This is a genomic window from Acetobacter garciniae (assembly GCF_017377735.1).
Taxonomy (GTDB): Bacteria; Pseudomonadota; Alphaproteobacteria; order Acetobacterales; family Acetobacteraceae; genus Acetobacter; species Acetobacter garciniae.
The window spans coordinates 38,285-54,810 of sequence record NZ_JAFVMH010000002.1; the positions used below are offsets into that span (position 1 = coordinate 38,285).

Here is a 16,526-nt window from a genome sequence, read left to right on the forward strand (position 1 = left end):
CGCGGGTTTGCCGGGGGCCGTGCCTTGCGCGGGATTCCTGTAAATCATGGTCGTCTCCGCAAGCATTGCCGGCACGGTATGGGCGCACCGTAGCCGGATGGTCCTGGGCTTTTGGGCCGCGGTCAAGGCCTGCATGACCCTGTCCATCACATCGGGCGGCGGGCTCAGTCGTCGTGGCGGACGCGGCGGTCGCGTTTGATACCGGCCTTGTGGGCTTTTCCGTCCAGGCGGCGTTGGCGGGCCGCACGGCTGGGACGGGTGGCGATACGGAAGGTGGGGCGGAATTCGGCCTCGCGGATCAGGGCGGCCAGACGGGCGATCGCGTCCTCCCGATTGCGTTGCTGCGAGCGGAAATTGCGCGCGGTAATGACAATCACCCCCTCGCGCGAAGCCCGGCTGCCCGCAAGCTTGAGCAGGCGCATACGCGTGCGCTCGGACAGGGAAGGTGAACGCGCAGCGTCGAAACGGAGCTGGGCGGCAGTGGCGACCTTGTTGACGTTCTGCCCACCCGGGCCGGATGCCAGGATATAGGTGAACACCAGTTCGGCCTCGGGCACGGGCAATTCGGGCGCGGTGGAAGTACTCATGCCCCCACCCCTGCCTGAACGGTGTTGCCCGGTATCGCGTCGCCCCCGAACGCACCACGGTCAAGCACCGCCGCCGGGCCGCGCGCTGTCATGGCCGGGCGATCAGGCACCGCGCAGGTTCTCCATATGGGTAATGCGTTCCCAATGCCGCAGGATCAGGCCGATCTTGGCCAGCACATGGGCGATATTGCCGATCTCGGCGTCCACACGGGCCGCGGCACTCTGCCCCACCGCCGCCGTGCCGGAGACATGGCGCGCGCTGGCCGCGATCCTCAGCCCGCCCACGGGGGCCTGCCTGCTGGTGCCCGCCATATCCGCCGGGCAGGGCAGGGAAACCGGCTGCCCGACATAGCAGGGCAGTGCCGCCACCGCGCGCTGGGCGTCGGGCACGCAGGCCGACAGGTCGGCTTGCAGCCATTCATACACCTGGCGGCAATGTGCCAGATCGAGAACCTGCGGGGCTTCGCCTTCTGCTCCGCCGCGCACCAGCAGGAAGGTCAGCACTGTCTGGCGCGTGTCCCACGCATGGGGCAGGGCCGGCCGCGCGGGTGCGGGGGAGGATACGACCCGCACGAACGCACAGGCGGATAACAGCCGGGCCGCCCCGGACAGGAACCGGTCCAGCAACGCCAGCCGTGTTTCAGGCCCGATGGCGGCAAAGGCGGCCATTTCGGCCTGGGCAGCGCTCCAGCGCAGGAGCAGCCCGGCATTCAGCCCCTCGGGCAGGTGGCGGGCCGCCGGGGCTGCTGGCCATTCGTCACGCCAGGCGTAATCGGCCAGGCCGGCGGGCAGGGCAGCAGGCAGGGCGCGTGCTTCTGCCACGTCTGTCCGGAAGTCGGGGCCAGGGGTCTGGCCAGCGGGCACGCTAGCGGGCCTGGCCTCTGCAAGGCGCTGGCGCCAGGCTTCAGGCAGCAGCAACGCCCCGCTGAAGGCGGGCCCGGTATAGAATTTGGAGCCGGTGACCATAACCGCCCAGCCCAGGTCCAGATAGGCGCGCACGCGCTCGGGCATCAGCCGGGCCTGGCAGGCATCCACCAGCACGTCCACCTGGCCTTCATGCCGCGCGCACAGGGCCTTGATGGCGGCAACACCCTGACATGACGGCACCATCAGCCCGGTCTTGGAAACGTCGATCACGTAAAGCAGCACCCGCCGTCCGGCGGCACATGCGTCGTCCACCTGCCGCGCGCAGGCGGCCAGCACATCCGCTTCGGGCAGGGGGGTGCCGTCTGCCGCGCGCACCGGCACGGCAACACAGCTATTGGCGGGGGAAAACCCTTCGATAACCGTGCCCTTGACCACCACCCGGCCCTGGGCCGTGCGCGCGGCAAAGTGGCGGCCGCATGCGGCCAGGGGCACGCCGCTGCCTGTTTCTTCCGGCCCGGGCAGGACGGTTGTTACCGGCTCGCCCTGCCCCGCGCACAGGGCCAGGGCCGCCAGGGCGCAATCCGTGCCCGATGCGGCCAAAACGATATGCTGCGGACTGTCCACGCCGAAATACCCGGCCACAAACGCCTTTATCCCGGCCAGCCCCTGCCGGGCCGCAACGCCAGGCGTGCCGCCCACCAATGCGTGCACCAGAGCAGACCGCGCCGCACAGGCAGCCGCAAACCCCGTAACGGAGGGAGAAGACGCGGTGGAGGATGACAGCGCCACCACATCCGGCCGGGGGCTGTAGCCCACACCGTAGCGGTTGCGGCGCGTCTGCACGGCCAGGTCCAGCCGGTCATCCCCCCCGTGGGCCAGCAGCACTTCGGTGGGGCGAAGCAACGGCCAGACCCCGCAGGCCCATGCATGCAGGGTGAGGTCGCCCCAGGCGTGTTCTGAAAAAAACTGCGCACCAAAGCCCGGGCCCGGCATGTCCTGTGCCCCGTCCGCCGTAACGCTGGCCACCATATGCGCCAGTGCGGCGGCCAGGCTGGCGGGGGCTGGCGCGTCCGCCCCCGCAAGGGTGCTGGCCCAGTGCGGCAGTTCGGGGGCCGGGCCCAGCAGGCCCGCCATCCAAGCGCCTGCCGCCGCCCGCCCCGCAGCCAGCAGGTAACGGCCCGCCAAAGCCGGGGGCACGTTCCCGGACCCCGAAAGAGCCGCCATCTCCCGCGCCAGCCGGGCCTGGAACGCAGAAAACGCGTATCGGGCCGCGCCCGCGCCGGTATCCATACGGGTGTCCGCGCCGATGTCATTGGGTGGCGAAGTCAGCACTCTCTCTCCTGCATTATGCGCGGGCCTGGTTCTGCGCGGGGGGCGCTGTCATGCCGCCCAACCACGCACAGGGGCAACGCCGCCAGAGGCGCGACGACCAACGCTTTTATTACGCCCCCCCAAACACAACAACCCACACCCATGACCGCGAACGTGGATTCACGGCTGGATTGCATCTGATTGCACCTGCCCGGCGCGCCGTCCGGGTGTGGCACGGCCTTGCGCGCCCGTATGCAGACACGGCGGTTCATCAGATTTTTACGCAATTCTCCTACAGGAAAGAAAAGGGGCACGCGCAGGCGGCGGCGAAAGGGGGCGGCACCAGGGGCCGTTCCATCCGGCCGGGACAGGAAAGACGCAATCCGGTGTATTCCATCAGCGTAGGGCAAAGCAGGCTGTTGCGCACGGAACGGACGGCCATAAGCCCGTACCGGCTGCCTGCCCACCTGCCCGCCTTTGCCGCCATACCCCCCGCCGCCGCACAGCCCCCGGCCCTGCCGGATGTGTGCATCCTGCTGTCCACCTATAACGGGGCGGACTACCTGGATGCCCTTCTGGCATCGCTGATGGCACAAAGCTGCACGCACTGGGTGCTCTACTGGCGCGACGATGGCTCGGCCGACCGCAGCGCTGCCCTTGTGCGCGACTTTGCCGCCCGCGCAGGGGCCGGGCGCTGCGTGGAAATTACCATCCCCCATGCGCAACAGCACCTGGGAATCGGGCGGTCCTACGCAGCCCTTCTGGACCACGTGCCCCCAGGATGTGCCGCAGCCTTTTGCGACCAGGACGATGTGTGGCTGCCCGACAAGCTGGAACGCGCCCTGTCCGCCATCCACGCCCGCACCCACCCACCCGACCCGCAGCCCCAAACCTCACCCGCCGGATACAGGCAGGATCGGCAAGGGGGCCACGGGCAGGGGGCCGCCCGGCAGAACACCCCGCGGGCCGGGGGCCACCCCGTGCTCTACTGTTCACGCCAGATCCTGACCGACCGGCACCTGACCCCGCGCGGCTTGTCGTTCGACCTGCCGCAGGCTCCTTCGTTCCTGATGGCGCTGACACAGAATATCGCCACCGGCTGCACGGTGGTGCTGTCCGCCCCCGCTGTCAGCCTGGTGCGCGCCAACATGCCGCCACCCGCCGCCACCCTGCATGACTGGTGGGCCTATCTGCTGGTCAGCGCGGTGGGGGGAACGGTCATTGCCGACAACACCCCCACGCTGTTCTACCGCCAGCACACAGGCAATGCCGTAGGGGCGCGAATCGGCTTTGTGCCCCGCGCTATGGCGGCGCTGCACCGGGGGCCGGGGCGGTTCATGGGTGTTTTCCGCGCCAATATCGCCGCGCTGCTGGGCCGCCCCGCAGCGCTGATGCCCCAGCATGTCACGGCCCTGCTGCTGCTGCATGAGGCGCTGGAAGGCACGGATACCCGCGCGCGCTGGCGCAGGCTACGCGCATTGTGGCGGCTGCGGGCCATGCGCCGGGGCGGCCTGTGCGAACAGGCGGTCTTTCATCTGTGGTTTCTGCTGGGATAACGCGCCCCGCGCAGCAGCCAGCCCGAAAGTGCCAAAACCGCCGCAATTCCCCGCCAGGGTGCATGCGTTGCGGTTCGCAATACTCCCTAACGCTGCTAGAAGACGTTATTGGTCCTTTTCATATATTGTTCCGTCCCGCAGGTGACGCCCGCCATAGCCGCAGGGCCGCATGCGCGATGGCTACCGGAGCGAGGAGCCCGCACAGTTGGCGCGCACAAGCCCTACAAAACCAGGCCTTTACCCCGTTCAGCCCCACAAGGGCGCCTTGCGCCTGCGCCTGGAAGAAGGACTGGGCCTTGTGCTGTGCGGCCTGGCCTGCGCCCTGCTGGCGGCCCTGGTCACCTATAATCCGGCCGATCCGTCCTTCAACACCGCAACAGGCCAGCCGCCCACCAACCTGCTGGGCACCGCAGGGGCGCTGGCGGCCGATTCGCTTTTGCAGGGGCTGGGGCTGGGGGCGGTCATTCCCATCTTTCTTCTGGCGGCATGGGGCTGGCGGTTTCTCAGCCACCGCGTGCTGGGCCTGGAATCCTGGCCGCTGCTGGCCCTGCGGCTGGGGGCGATCGTGTGCCTGCTGCCGGTTTGCAGCGCCCTGTTCTCCGCCATCCGGCTGCTGTTTACCGCCCTGCCCGCCGTGGGCTGGCCCACGCAGGCGGGTATTGGCGGCGGGGTGGGCAAATCCATCGCGCAGGCGTCCATCGCCGCGGGCATGGCCGCCATCGGTCCGGCGGGCGGCATGGTGATCTGGCTGTTGGGCGCGCTGCTGGCCGTGATGCTGGCAGCCCTTGGCACCGGCCTGCGGCGGCAGGAATGGTCGGCCCTGGGACGTGCCTTCATGCTGGTGGCGGGCCTGCCCCTGCGGCTGGCACGGCGCTTCGTACGCTCCTACGCCAACACCCGCCCGCACGGGGAAGAGGGAGCCCCCGTGGGGGCGCAAAACGCCTTTTACGATGGCACGTTAGCAGGCAGCGCCCTGTTCGATGACGAGGACGAAGACCCCTACGCCACCCCCTATGCCGGGCAGCACCGCGCAGGCGGGGCGAGAGAGACCGCCGGCCCTGCTGCTGCCAACGCCACCGCGGCCCTTGCGGGCCAGGGCGCGGCACAGGCCACCGGGCAAACCATGGGGCAGAACATTGGGCAGATCAGGCCTGGCGCGCTGGCCGGTGGCGTTGGCGGCATTGGCGGGGCCACCGGCACGGCGCTGGTCCTGCACAACCCCGACAGCCCGACAGCCGGCCCCGCCCTGCCCGCCATGCAGCCCGACCCGGCACGCATCGGCCCCTATGGGGATGACGCAGCGCCAGCCGCGCGGCTGCCCGAAAACACCCTGCGCGGCACAACCCCCGCGGGTGGCGCCCTAGGACCCAGCACGGGCCAGCCTGTGTCCGGCGGCGCGTTCGCCGCGGCGGCAGGGGGCGAAAAACCGGCAAAGCCCGGCTTGCTGGGGCGGCTGTTCTCGGCCGGAGCACCCCAGCCCGCACCGGCTGCCGCCCCTGCGCGCGGCGGCCCGCAGGCCCACAAGGCCGGGTGGGAACTGCCCCCGATTACCCTGCTCAAACCCGCGCCCGCCCATTCGCGGCTCGGCCCCTCGCCCGAGGCGCTGAACGCCACCGCCCGGCTTTTGGAACAGGTGCTGGCCGATTACGGCGTGCAGGGCCGAATCGTGGGCATGAGTGCGGGGCCGGTGGTCACGCTGTACGAACTCGAACCCGCACCCGGTATCCGTTCGGCGCGTATTATCGGCCTGGCCGATGACGTGGCGCGTTCGCTTTCGGTGCTGAGCGTGCGTATCGCCACCGTGCCGGGGCGCAATGTCATGGGTATCGAAGTGCCCAACCAGACGCGCGAGACGGTGTACCTGTCCGAACTGCTGGGCGAAGCCGCCTGGCGCGAAGACCCCGGCCAGTTGCCGCTGGCCCTGGGCAAGGACATCGCGGGGGAGGCCATCTTCAGCGATCTGGCGCGCATGCCGCATCTTCTGGTGGCGGGCACGACGGGGTCGGGCAAGTCGGTCGGCGTGAACGCCATGATCCTGTCGCTGCTGTACCGGTTTTCGCCCGATGAATGCCGCCTGATCATGATCGACCCCAAGGTGCTCGAACTCTCGATCTATGACGGCATTCCCCACCTGCTGACCCCGGTCGTGACCGAACCGCCCAAGGCGGTGAACGCCCTGAAATGGGTGGTGCGCGAAATGGACCGCCGCTACCGCACCATGGCGCATCTGCAGGTGCGGAATATCGCGGGCTACAACGCCCGCGCGGCGGAAGCCCGCGCGGATGGCGAGGTGGTGGTGCGCCGCGTGCAGACCGGATTCGACCCCGAAACCGGCAACCCCGTGTTCGAGGAACAGTCCGTCACCCTCGACCCCATGCCCTATATCGTCGTGATCATCGATGAAATGGCCGACCTGATGATGACAGCGGGCAAGGAGATCGACGCCTGCGTGCAACGCCTGGCGCAGAAAGCGCGCGCAGCGGGGATCCATGTCATCATGGCGACACAGCGCCCGTCGGTGGATGTGATCACCGGCACCATCAAGGCCAATTTTCCCACCCGTATTTCGTTCCAGGTCATCAGCAAGTTCGACAGCCGCACCATTCTGGGCGAACAGGGGGCCGAGCAGCTTCTGGGCCAGGGTGACATGCTGTTCATGCAGGGCGGCGGCCGCATTACCCGCGTGCATGGCCCGTTCGTGGCCGATAACGAGGTGGAGCAGGTGGTCGGCTTCCTGAAGGAACAGGGCGAGCCGATCTACGATGATGACGTGCTGGCCGAACCGGCGGAGGAAGCCGCATCCGGCAGCGGTGGCCGCAACAGTGGCAATGACAGCGCCGAAGCCGACATGTACAGCGAGGCCGTGGCCATTGTCACGCAGGAGGGCAAGGCCTCGACCTCCTTCATCCAGCGCCATCTCTCCATCGGCTACAACCGCGCGGCCAAGCTGATCGAGCAGATGGAAAAGGAAGGGGTTATCAGCCGCGCCGACCATGTGGGGCGGCGCAAGGTGCTGGTCGGCCCCAACCGGGAGGACTGAAAATATGCCCCTCCCCCGCGCTGTCCGCTCCGCCGCCTGCCGTGGCGGCCCGAGCGGCACTCCTGGCCCGTCCCCCAGCATCACCCCGCCCGCGCCCCGTGGCGCTGCCGGACCTGCCCCCGCTGTTTTCCCCGCCACGCCACCCGTTCTGTACAGCGACAACCATGTGGTGATCCTGGACAAGCCCGCTGGGCTGCCCGTCCATGCAGGCCCTGCCGGTGGCCCGAGCGTGGAAGACTGGTTCCCCCAGCTTTCACGCCGCAGGGACGGGCCATGGCTGGCCCACCGGCTGGATACCGATACGTCGGGCTGCCTGGCCATAGCCCTGCGCAAGCAACCCCTTGTTACACTGCAACAGGCCTTTGCCGCGCACCGCGTGCACAAGACCTACTGGGCCGTGGTGGATGGCGGGCCGCAGGAAGCACACGGGCGCATGACATTCCCGCTGGTGAAAATCTCCACCCCCGCCGGCTGGCGCATGCATGCCGTGGATTGCGATGGGGAAGATGGCGCGGGCGCGGAAAATGCGCGGAATACGAACCGCAAGGAAGGCGGCAAGGGGGTTAGCCAGCAGGGCGGCAAAGGGAGCGACGCGCAGGCGGCCAGCACGACATGGCGCGTTCTGGGCCGGGGCGGGGGCAAGACCTGGCTGGAACTGACCCTGCAAACCGGGCGCACGCACCAGGCACGCGTGCATTGTGCCGCCATGGGCTGGCCCATTACGGGCGACGCCCTTTACGGCACAGCCCACAGCCAGGGCCTGCACCTGCTGGCCCGCAGCCTCAGCCTGCCGCTCTCCCCCGTCATTACCGCCGTGGCGCCCCCGCGCGCGGGCATGCGCACCGCCCTGCATGCCTGCGGTTGGCAAGGGGATGAAGACAAGATGGGCTGCCCGTAAAGCAGCCAGCCTGTCACGGTCCGGATCAGGCCTGAAACAGCCCCTTGCCCGGCCAGGCCCGCACGATTTCGGCATGCAGGTGTTCGCGCTGCACGGCAATGGCGCGGCTGTCGAAGCAGGCGGCCCGCCTGCGCCCGGCGGCCCCAAGGCTTGCGCGCAGGCCCGCATCGTTCATCAGTTGCTCCATGGCCCCTGTCAGGGTGGGCAGGCTATCGGGGTCGGCATACAGGGCTGCGGGGCCTGCAAGGTCGGGCAGGTTGCCATTGCGCGACACCACCAGGGCCGCCCCACACCCCATGGCTTCCAGCGCCACCATGCCAAAGGGTTCGGCCCAGCGGCTGGGGACCACCACCAAAGCGGCCCTGCTCATGGCCTGGAGCACCTGCGCATGCGGGACCACGCCGCGCAGGCTTACCCCGGCCAATGCGGCATCGGCCCGCAACTGCCGCAGGAACCCCGTTTCGGGCGAATGGGGGCCAAACCTGTCGGCACCCAGTATTTCGGCCCGCCAGCGCGGGTAGCGGGGCAGCAGGGTCCTGCACGCGGCAACGAACGCATCCGCCCCCTTGTCCGCCACCACCCGGCCCGCGAACAGCACAAGGTTTTCCCGGGTGGCAGGCGGCGGAAGCTGCGTATAATCCAGGCTGTTGGGCAGGACCGACACACAGGCCTGCACGCCGCCGCTGACAAAGCGCAGCCGCAGCCATTCGGAAACCGCCACCACCGCCACCTGCCGGGCCAGCAACGTGCGCTCGGCCGGGGTGCTGGCCCCGCGCATGCCGCACGGATCGTTATGCAGCACCAGCATGATCGGCACACCCGGGCACCACCGACGCAGCGCCAGTGCCAGGTCGGCGCGGTTATGCACCTCCACCAGGTCGGGGCGGACCTGCCGGACCAGCCTGGCTACGCCAGCCGCGTACCGCGCCTGCCTGCGCAGGGGCAGGAACACCCGTGGCACGGCCAGAAACGGCACATCCGCATAAGGGGCGCCAAGGAGTGCGCGCCCCACCACACTTTCCCCCGGCCGGGCCATGCGGTGGACCAGAATGGCGATAGCCCCGGCCTCGGCCTCGGCAAAATGCTCCCTTGGCGGCAACACGGTCATGACCCGCAGCGCGGGCATGCCCGCCTGCCCGGACCCGCCGGAGCCGGTGGTGTGCACCATGGAGGATGGAATGGGCATGCCGCGTGCCCTCAGGGCAGGCTTTCGTACATGTCCAGTTGCCAGTCCTGCGGTTCGCTGGCGGCCTGGCGGTACCATTCCTCCATCAGCGGATGGGCGCGCACCGCCGCCATGTAGGCGCGTGACGCATCAGACAGGCCAGGCACGCCAAAGGAGAGAAACCGGCACACGACGGGGGCGAACATCGCATCCGCATTGGTGAAATCGGCCCCGAACAGGTACGGCCCCTGCTGGGCGTGGGTCTGGCGCTGTCCGGTCCAGATCGCATCAATCCGTGCGATATCGCGGCAGGTGTCCTCAGCCAGCGGGGCGGGGCCGGGGCGGTTCAGGCGGCCCAGATTCATGGGCAGCGCACTGCGCACGGCCCGAAAGCCCGAATGCATCTCCGCCGCGATGGAACGCGCGTGCGCACGCTCGCACCGATCGGCAGGCCAGAGGGCGGGCGCGAATTCCGCGCAGTATTCGGCAATGGAAAGCGAATCCCACACAACCGCGCCCTTGTGTTCCAGATAAGGCACGCAGCCATTGGGCGAGAGGGTCTTGAGTGCGGTTGTCTGCCCCCCGCCCGCCAGGCGCACGGTCTCGATCGTGACATCCAGCCCCGCCAGACGCACGGACAACCACCCCCGCAACGACCAGGAGGAATATCGCTGCGTGCCGATAACCAGCCTGCCATCCGCCATGCCCTATCCCTTTCCCGGCATTGCCAAACCCCCGCTCGCACCACGCAACAGGAAGCCCGTGTCTGACCCTGTATCCCGCTATGGAATACGCTTGCGAACGCCCGGACGGGGTGAGCCGCCGGTTTGCCCATCAGGATTCCGGCAGGGTGTCCCGCCCGACTGCCCGTGGGCGCGAACGCCTACCGAGCCTATCGTACACGCCGGGCAGTACCTAGACCACCGGCCCGACCACCGGCCCGACCGAGCGGTGATGTTCAGGCCGCCAGCCCTTCGGCCCGGCGGATGAAGCCGCCACCCAGAATGCGGGTATCGCGGTAGAAAACACAGGCCTGCCCGGGGGCGGGCATGGCGGGCTCGTTCAGGAACACCTGCGCGCCCCCGCCTGCCATGGGCACCACCCGTGCCGCACGCGGGGCTTCACGCGCGCGCATCTGCACATCGCACACCAGCCCTTCGGGCGGGGCGTCCACCAGCCAGTTCACGTCGCGTACGCTCAGCGTGCTGGTATAAGCCCCCTCACGCGGGCCGATGATCACGCGCTTGCGGCCCGGTTCCACGCCCACCACCATCTGGCGTTCGCCATCCAGCCGGGCGGCGTTGCCCAGCCGCTTGCTCTGGCCCACGGTAAAACGCATGACGCCTTCATGCTGGCCCACCACATGGCCGTGACGGTCCACGATTTCACCCGGGCCCGCCATTTCGGGGTGCATGCGCTCCACCAGATCGACATAGGAGCCGTCGCTGACAAAGCACAGGTCCTGACTGTCGGGCTTGTTCGCCACCACCAGGCCGAACCGCTCCGCCTCGCGCCGGACACTGGCCTTGTCGGGCATGTCACCCAGCGGAAAGCGCAGGAAGTCGAGCTGGGCGCGCGTGGTCGCGAACAAAAACCAGCTCTGGTCGCGCGCGATGTCCACCGGGCGGTGCAGTTCGGCACCCTGCGGGCCTTCCACCCGGCGCACGTAATGGCCCGTGGCCATGGCCTGGGCCCCGATCTCGCGCGCAAGGCCCAGCAGATCGGTGAACTTAACGCCCTGGTTGCACGCCACGCAGGGCACGGGCGTTTCCCCCGCCGCATAGGCATCGGCAAAGCGTTCGATCACGCTGTCCTGGAACCGGCGTTCGGCGTCGATCACGTAATGCGCGAAGCCCAGCCGGTCGGCCACGGCCCGGGCGTCGCGAATATCCTGGCCCGCGCAGCACGCGCCTTTCTTGGCCGCCTTGCGCGAGTCGTACAGTTGCAGGGTGGCCCCCACCACTTCATGCCCTTCCTCCTGCAGGCGGGCGGCGACGACGGAACTGTCCACTCCCCCGGACATGGCGACGAGAATACGCATGATGACGGCCTACCTTTTTACTGTGCGGCCCTTTCAGGCCTTGCGCGGCAGACGCACGACAAGCCCGTCGAGCGCGTCTGTCATGACGATCTGGCAACCCAGCCGCGATGTCTTTTCCAGCCCGAAGGCCAGGTCCAGCATGTCTTCCTCGTCATCGGTGGGCTGGCTCAGCCTGTCGGCCCAGGCGGGGTCCACCACCACATGGCAGGTGGCACAGGCCAGCGATCCTTCGCACGCACCTTCGATATCGATATCGTGCTTATGCGCGATTTCCAGCACGGACAGGCCCACCGGCGCATCCACCGTGCGTTCGGTTCCGTCCTGTTCAACAAACGTCATCTGGGGCATTGGTTCTTATCCTGCCAAAGAAATTGCGTGGCGGTAGCGGCCTGCACGACCCGCGCAAGAGCGGGCCTGTCGCACCACCTGTATCGCACCGCTTACGGCTGGGCCGCCGCACGCACCCGCAAGGCTGCCTGCGCGATTGTCCCGGCCGCATTGAGCGCATCGGCGGCTGAGGTAAAACGTCCGGGGGACAGACGCAAGCTCCTTCCTGCCTCATCCGCAGTCAACCCCATGGCTTCAAGCACGTAGGACGGCGCCAGTTCGGCCGAGGAACAGGCCGAACCGAGCGAGGCCTGAACGGGGTTGGGCATCTCCCCCATAATGGCCAGCACGTCCAGCGCGCGCACGCCGTGGGGCAGGCGCAGGCTGAAAATGCCCGGCAGGCGCGGGGTATGGGCAGCGTTCACCACGCAGCCGGGCAGGGTGCGGCCCAGATGGTCGAGAAAAATCTCCTGCAAGGCGGCCAGGTGTGCGGCATCCACCCCCATCTGCGCGGCCGCGATTCGGCAGGCTTCGCCAAACCCCGCGATCAGGAAGCCCGGCAGCGTGCCCGAGCGAAAGCCGCGTTCCTGCCCGCCGCCCGAAAACAGCGGTTCCAGCCGCACGCGCGGGCGGTGGCGCACGAACAGCGCCCCCACCCCCTTGGGCCCGTATAATTTATGCCCGGAAATGGAGGCCAGGGCCAAAGGTGTGGCCCGCACATCCACCGCGATCTTGCCCGCCGCCTGCGCCATGTCCGAATGCAGCAGGGCCCCGCTTTCGCGCACCATCGCCCCCAGCATGTCCAGGTCCTGCAGCACGCCCGTTTCGTTATTGGCCGCAGCGATGGAGACCAGGGCCGTGGGCTCGGCCAGCGCGTGGGCCAGCACGCCCGGGGCCAGGCGGCCATCGGGTTCCACCGGCAGAATCACGGGCTCGAACCCCTCACGCCCCAGATCGGCAACGCTTTGCAGCACGCATTTATGCTCGGTCGCCACGGTCACCACGCGCCTGCGCGCGCTGCCCATGGCCGCCAGGTGGCGCACCGCCCCCTTGATGGCAAGGTTATTGGCCTCCGTCGCGCCAGAGGTAAACACGATTTCACGGGGTTGCGCCCCGATCAGGTCGGCCACATGCGCGCGGGCCTTTTCCACCATGCGGGCGGCGGCAAGCCCGGGCTCATGCGTGGTACTGTGAGGGTTGGCGTTGTCATGTTCGAGGGCCGCCACCAGCACGGCACGCGCATGCGGGTCGCACGGCGTGGTGGCGGCGTGGTCGAAATACAGCGCGCTCATGCACGCACCACCCCGGCGGGGACGTTGCCTGCCATGGGCTCGGCGGTCTCCCGCGTGGCGGCGGCCATGGCTGTATACGCGGCCATGAAGCGTTCCACGCCAGCGGCCGTCACGTTCCACGGCAGGGACACGCGCACGGCCTGGCCTGCCAGTGGCCCCAGCCCCATGGCGTCCAGCACGTGCGAAAACGCCACCTTGCCCGACGAACAGGCCGACCCGGCGGAAACGCAAAGCCCGTCCAGGTCAAGGCGCATCAACTGCCCCTGCGCGCGCCGTCCCGGCAGGGCCAGGCAGCTTGTATTGGCCAGCCGCGCGGCCCCGGCCCCGCAGACCACGGCCCCCGCCTGCACCGCCGCATGTTCAAGCCGGTCGCGCAGGGGGGCCAGGTCGCGCGGGTTGTCCAGCCCTTCCTCCAGGGCGGCGGCAAGTCCGGCAATGGCGGGCAGGGCCTGCGTGCCGCCCCGCCTGCCCTGTTCCTGCCCCCCACCTTCGAAAATGGGATCAAGCCGGGTCGGGGCCGGCCCACCCAGCAGCAGCGCCCCCGCACCCTTGGGCCCGCCCATCTTGTGGCCCGAACAGGCCACGCTACCAAAGCCCTGCTCACGCACCGAAATGTCGAACCGGCCTGCACCCTGCACGGCATCGACATGCAGATGCGCCCCGTAATGCGTGCAAAGGCGCGCGACCTCCGCCATGGGGTGCAGCACGCCGGTTTCGTTATTGGCCAGCATCAGGCACACGAAAGCGGGGGCCGCATCCCTGCGCGCCAGACTTTGTTCCAGCAGGTCGAGCCGCACCTGCCCGTCAGCCCCGACCTCCAGCCATTCGATCGGGCCCGCGGCCGTGGGGGGCACGCCCTTTCTTACGGCATCGTGTTCCGTTCGCCCGATCAGGAACCGCCGGCCCCCGCCCAGCCCGTGCATGGCCAGCACGTTCGCCTCTGTCCCGCCTGAAGTAAACACGCAGTTCAGCGCTTCCACCCCCAGCCTGCGCGCCACGGTGGAGCGTGCGTTTTCCAGCATCGCGCGGGCCGCCCGCCCCGCCCCATGGACGGAGGACGGGTTGCCCACCAGGCGCGCCGCATCCAGCATGGCGGCCCCGGCCGCCGGGCGCAGCGGTTCGGTGGCATTGGCATCCAGGTAGGTGGGCTCCGTGCCGGGGGCGCTGCCGGCGCTGGGGGTGGTCATGGTCTGGACATTCCGTTCACGGGCCGGTCCGCACGCGTATCGAACCGGGGCTTCTATCGGGGCGTTTGCCGCACGGGAGTGCAAGCCCCCCAGGCTGCGTTGACCGCAAGACAGCCATTATAACGATTTATGTGGAAATCCGGGCCACACAGCCGCTATAGAAGGCCACATGGTCAGCGCCACAGGACATGTCGCCAAAGGGGATATCCTGTCACACAGTCAGGAAAACAGCATTCCAGTGCATGGCATTCGTTTAATGACGTTCCCCGATTATGCCTGCCTTGCGTACAAGGTCAACGCCTACGCCCGCATGTCCTCTTTCATGACCACGTTTCAGACACCATGTGTCTGAAACACCCCATGCCCGCCACTGCCATTCCCTATGGCGAACGCATGGGTGCCGACTAAAGTTTCTGCGGGGCTTTCACCTCGCGCGCCCTGGCACGGAACGTGGCATCGTTCCCCGCCGGAGCGGTCATCAAACCTGGAAGCGTCATGCCCATGGACGCTTTCCCTGATCAAGCGGAACCTACATGCCTGAGGTTATGTTTGCCGGCCCTGATGGTCGTCTCGAAGGGCGCTATCACCATTCAAACGAGCCCAACGCCCCGCTTGCCCTCGTGCTGCATCCACACCCGCTGCACGGCGGCACCATGAACAACCGCATTACCTACGCGCTGTACCGCTCGTTTGAAAAAATGGGCTTTTCGGTCATGCGCTACAATTCGCGCGGGGTCGGGCGGTCGCAAGGCCGGTTTGACGGCGGCATTGGCGAAATTTCGGATGCGGCAGCCGCACTCGACTGGATGCAGATGGTCAACCCCAATGCCAGCGGGCTGTGGATCGCGGGCTATTCCTTCGGGGCGTTCGTGGGCATGCAGTTGCTGATGCGCCGCCCCGAAATCACGGGCTGGATCAGCATCGCACCCCCCGCCGCCCATTACGATTTCGGCTTTCTCGCACCCTGTCCGTGTAGCGGGCTGATGATCGCGGGCGGCAAGGACGACATGGCCCCCGAACCTGCCATTCGCAAGCTGGTGGACAAGCTGAACACCCAGAAAGGTGTCAGTGTCGATTACCGCGTCTACCCCGATGCGGACCATATCTTCGCCAAGCAGGTCGACAAGGTGACCGACGCGGTGGAAGAACACGTGACCAAGACCATGGCCCAGTTGCACATGCCCCTGGCGGCGGACTGAAAAACAGCCCCATCGCCATCGCGCGGCCTCCTTGCGGGGCCACGGGTGGGAACATGACAGGCCAACAAAAAACCCCCACCTGTGCGCAGGCGGGGGTTTTTTGTTTTACGGGGCCGGAAAATCTGTTGTCGGGCCTGCGGACTGCGCAAATGCGTAAAAGTTTTCGGGGGTCGCCTTTTTCTGAAAAGACGGTGGTCTTTGAAGCTTTTTGAAAAAAGCTTCACCAAAAACTTTTCTCATTTTTTATCAATGGCTTATTTTGACGTTGCTTTTTCGTCTTCCGGCAGCCGGTGCGGGTGGGCCAGTTCGCGGATCACGCCGTGCAGCGTGCGCAGTTCCTGCTCCGTGACCTCACCACGCGTGAAGAAATGGCGCAGGTTGCGCACCATGCCGGGGCGTTTCTGGGCGTTGCGCAGAAAGCCGCAGTCCTCAAGCTCGCGCACCAGATGGCCCATGAAGTTTTCAAGCTCGCCCTTGGTGGCCACATGGGTCTCGTTCGTCATGAGCGTACGCGCAGGCGTGGTGTCCGCCGCCATCCACCATTCATACGCCATGATCATGACCGCCTGCGCCAGGTTGAGCGACATGAAAGCCGGGTTCAGCGGATAGCGGATCAGCGCATCCGCGCGGGCCATGTCCTCATTATCCAGCCCCGCGCGTTCGGGGCCGAACAGCAGGCCCACCTTCAGCCCGCGCTGCGTGGCCGCCCGCAATTCGGCCGCACCACCGCGCGCGGTCAGCACGGTTTTGACAATATGGCGTGGCCGCGGGCAGGTGGCGAATACGTGATGCAGGTCGGCTATGGCGTCGTCCACCGTGGGGTGGACCGTCGCCGCATCCAGAATACGATCCGCGCCGGAGGCCGCGCGCCACGCGCGTTCCTGCGGCCAGCCATCGCGCGGGGCGACAAGACGCAGGTGAAACAGCCCGCCATTGGCCATGGCCCGCGCCGTGGTGCCGACATTCTCGGCCATTTGCGGGCGCACCAGAATGACGACCGGCGTATTACCCAACGGCTCCAGCGCAGCCCCGCCGTCACGCCCGGTCATGGTTGGG

The 16,526-nt window shown here is 67.9% G+C and carries 14 protein-coding genes; 5 read left to right on the top strand and 9 right to left on the bottom strand.

From position 1 onward, the window contains the following. Positions 1-164: 164 nt before the first annotated feature. Both arfB and J2D77_RS04130 read right to left on the bottom strand, forming a co-directional pair. Complete coding sequence (arfB, locus tag J2D77_RS04125; protein WP_207845059.1) at positions 165-587, bottom strand: alternative ribosome rescue aminoacyl-tRNA hydrolase ArfB; 423 nt, start codon at positions 585-587, stop codon at positions 165-167. Between the two features lie 102 nt (positions 588-689). Beyond that, positions 690-2,786 carry a hypothetical protein gene (locus J2D77_RS04130; RefSeq protein ID WP_207845060.1) on the bottom strand — a complete coding sequence of 699 codons (2,097 nt, stop codon included), beginning with the start codon at positions 2,784-2,786 and terminating at the stop codon, positions 690-692. 365 nt (positions 2,787-3,151) lie between these two features. Here J2D77_RS04130 and J2D77_RS04135 point away from each other — a divergent pair, with 365 nt between their 5' ends. From J2D77_RS04135 to J2D77_RS04145, 3 genes are all read left to right on the top strand, one after another. After that, a complete protein-coding gene (locus tag J2D77_RS04135; RefSeq protein WP_207845061.1) occupies positions 3,152-4,321 on the top strand; it encodes a glycosyltransferase in 1,170 nt (389 codons plus the stop codon). A 169-nt stretch (positions 4,322-4,490) separates the two neighbouring features. Beyond that, positions 4,491-7,361 (top strand): DNA translocase FtsK, encoded by a 2,871-nt coding sequence (locus J2D77_RS04140; protein ID WP_207845062.1) that lies wholly within the window; start codon positions 4,491-4,493, stop codon positions 7,359-7,361. A 175-nt stretch (positions 7,362-7,536) separates the two neighbouring features. Next, the gene (locus tag J2D77_RS04145; RefSeq protein WP_230975581.1) at positions 7,537-8,259 is read left to right on the top strand and encodes an RluA family pseudouridine synthase; all 723 of its coding nucleotides are present in this window, start codon (positions 7,537-7,539) and stop codon (positions 8,257-8,259) included. A gap of 25 nt (positions 8,260-8,284) precedes the next feature. On the opposite strand, the gene J2D77_RS04150 is transcribed toward J2D77_RS04145, so the two are convergent. The 6 genes from J2D77_RS04150 to J2D77_RS04175 form a co-directional block, all read right to left on the bottom strand. Further along, entirely contained in the window at positions 8,285-9,385 is a 1,101-nt protein-coding gene (locus J2D77_RS04150; RefSeq protein WP_207845632.1) for a glycosyltransferase family 4 protein, read from the bottom strand. A gap of 71 nt (positions 9,386-9,456) precedes the next feature. Next, positions 9,457-10,128 (bottom strand): glutathione S-transferase, encoded by a 672-nt coding sequence (locus J2D77_RS04155; RefSeq protein ID WP_207845064.1) that lies wholly within the window; start codon positions 10,126-10,128, stop codon positions 9,457-9,459. Positions 10,129-10,382: 254 nt separating this feature from the next. Next, a complete protein-coding gene (gene mnmA / locus J2D77_RS04160; RefSeq protein ID WP_207845065.1) occupies positions 10,383-11,465 on the bottom strand; it encodes a tRNA 2-thiouridine(34) synthase MnmA in 1,083 nt (360 codons plus the stop codon). A 33-nt stretch (positions 11,466-11,498) separates the two neighbouring features. After that, positions 11,499-11,813 carry a ferredoxin family 2Fe-2S iron-sulfur cluster binding protein gene (locus tag J2D77_RS04165; RefSeq protein ID WP_207845066.1) on the bottom strand — a complete coding sequence of 105 codons (315 nt, stop codon included), beginning with the start codon at positions 11,811-11,813 and terminating at the stop codon, positions 11,499-11,501. 92 nt (positions 11,814-11,905) lie between these two features. Further along, a complete protein-coding gene (locus tag J2D77_RS04170) occupies positions 11,906-13,084 on the bottom strand; it encodes a cysteine desulfurase family protein (protein WP_207845067.1) in 1,179 nt (392 codons plus the stop codon). Further along, entirely contained in the window at positions 13,081-14,271 is a 1,191-nt protein-coding gene (locus tag J2D77_RS04175; RefSeq protein ID WP_207845068.1) for a cysteine desulfurase family protein, read from the bottom strand. Before J2D77_RS04175 ends, J2D77_RS04170 begins: the two co-directional genes overlap by 4 nt. Positions 14,272-14,440: 169 nt before the next feature. Between J2D77_RS04175 and J2D77_RS04180 the strand changes: the two genes are divergently transcribed. Next, the gene (locus tag J2D77_RS04180; RefSeq protein ID WP_207845069.1) at positions 14,441-14,623 is read left to right on the top strand and encodes a hypothetical protein; all 183 of its coding nucleotides are present in this window, start codon (positions 14,441-14,443) and stop codon (positions 14,621-14,623) included. 181 nt (positions 14,624-14,804) lie between these two features. After that, positions 14,805-15,470 carry an alpha/beta hydrolase gene (locus J2D77_RS04185; RefSeq protein WP_207845070.1) on the top strand — a complete coding sequence of 222 codons (666 nt, stop codon included), beginning with the start codon at positions 14,805-14,807 and terminating at the stop codon, positions 15,468-15,470. A gap of 254 nt (positions 15,471-15,724) precedes the next feature. Here J2D77_RS04185 and J2D77_RS04190 read toward each other — a convergent pair whose 3' ends face one another. Next, the gene (locus J2D77_RS04190) at positions 15,725-16,519 is read right to left on the bottom strand and encodes an RNA methyltransferase (RefSeq protein WP_207845071.1); all 795 of its coding nucleotides are present in this window, start codon (positions 16,517-16,519) and stop codon (positions 15,725-15,727) included. Positions 16,520-16,526: the final 7 nt, after the last annotated feature.

Bases quoted from the DNA above. Each gene is read 5' to 3' on its own strand.
- arfB (WP_207845059.1), bottom strand. From the start codon at position 587: ATGAGTACTTCCACCGCGCCCGAATTGCCCGTGCCCGAGGCCGAACTG.
- J2D77_RS04140 (WP_207845062.1), top strand. From the start codon at position 4,491: ATGCGCGATGGCTACCGGAGCGAGGAGCCCGCACAGTTGGCGCGCACA.
- J2D77_RS04150 (WP_207845632.1), bottom strand. From the start codon at position 9,385: ATGCCCGCGCTGCGGGTCATGACCGTGTTGCCGCCAAGGGAGCATTTT.
- J2D77_RS04155 (WP_207845064.1), bottom strand. From the start codon at position 10,128: ATGGCGGATGGCAGGCTGGTTATCGGCACGCAGCGATATTCCTCCTGG.
- mnmA (WP_207845065.1), bottom strand. From the start codon at position 11,465: ATGCGTATTCTCGTCGCCATGTCCGGGGGAGTGGACAGTTCCGTCGTC.
- J2D77_RS04165 (WP_207845066.1), bottom strand. From the start codon at position 11,813: ATGCCCCAGATGACGTTTGTTGAACAGGACGGAACCGAACGCACGGTG.
- J2D77_RS04170 (WP_207845067.1), bottom strand. From the start codon at position 13,084: ATGAGCGCGCTGTATTTCGACCACGCCGCCACCACGCCGTGCGACCCG.
- J2D77_RS04175 (WP_207845068.1), bottom strand. From the start codon at position 14,271: ATGACCACCCCCAGCGCCGGCAGCGCCCCCGGCACGGAGCCCACCTAC.
- J2D77_RS04180 (WP_207845069.1), top strand. From the start codon at position 14,441: ATGGTCAGCGCCACAGGACATGTCGCCAAAGGGGATATCCTGTCACAC.
- J2D77_RS04185 (WP_207845070.1), top strand. From the start codon at position 14,805: ATGCCTGAGGTTATGTTTGCCGGCCCTGATGGTCGTCTCGAAGGGCGC.
- J2D77_RS04190 (WP_207845071.1), bottom strand. From the start codon at position 16,519: ATGACCGGGCGTGACGGCGGGGCTGCGCTGGAGCCGTTGGGTAATACG.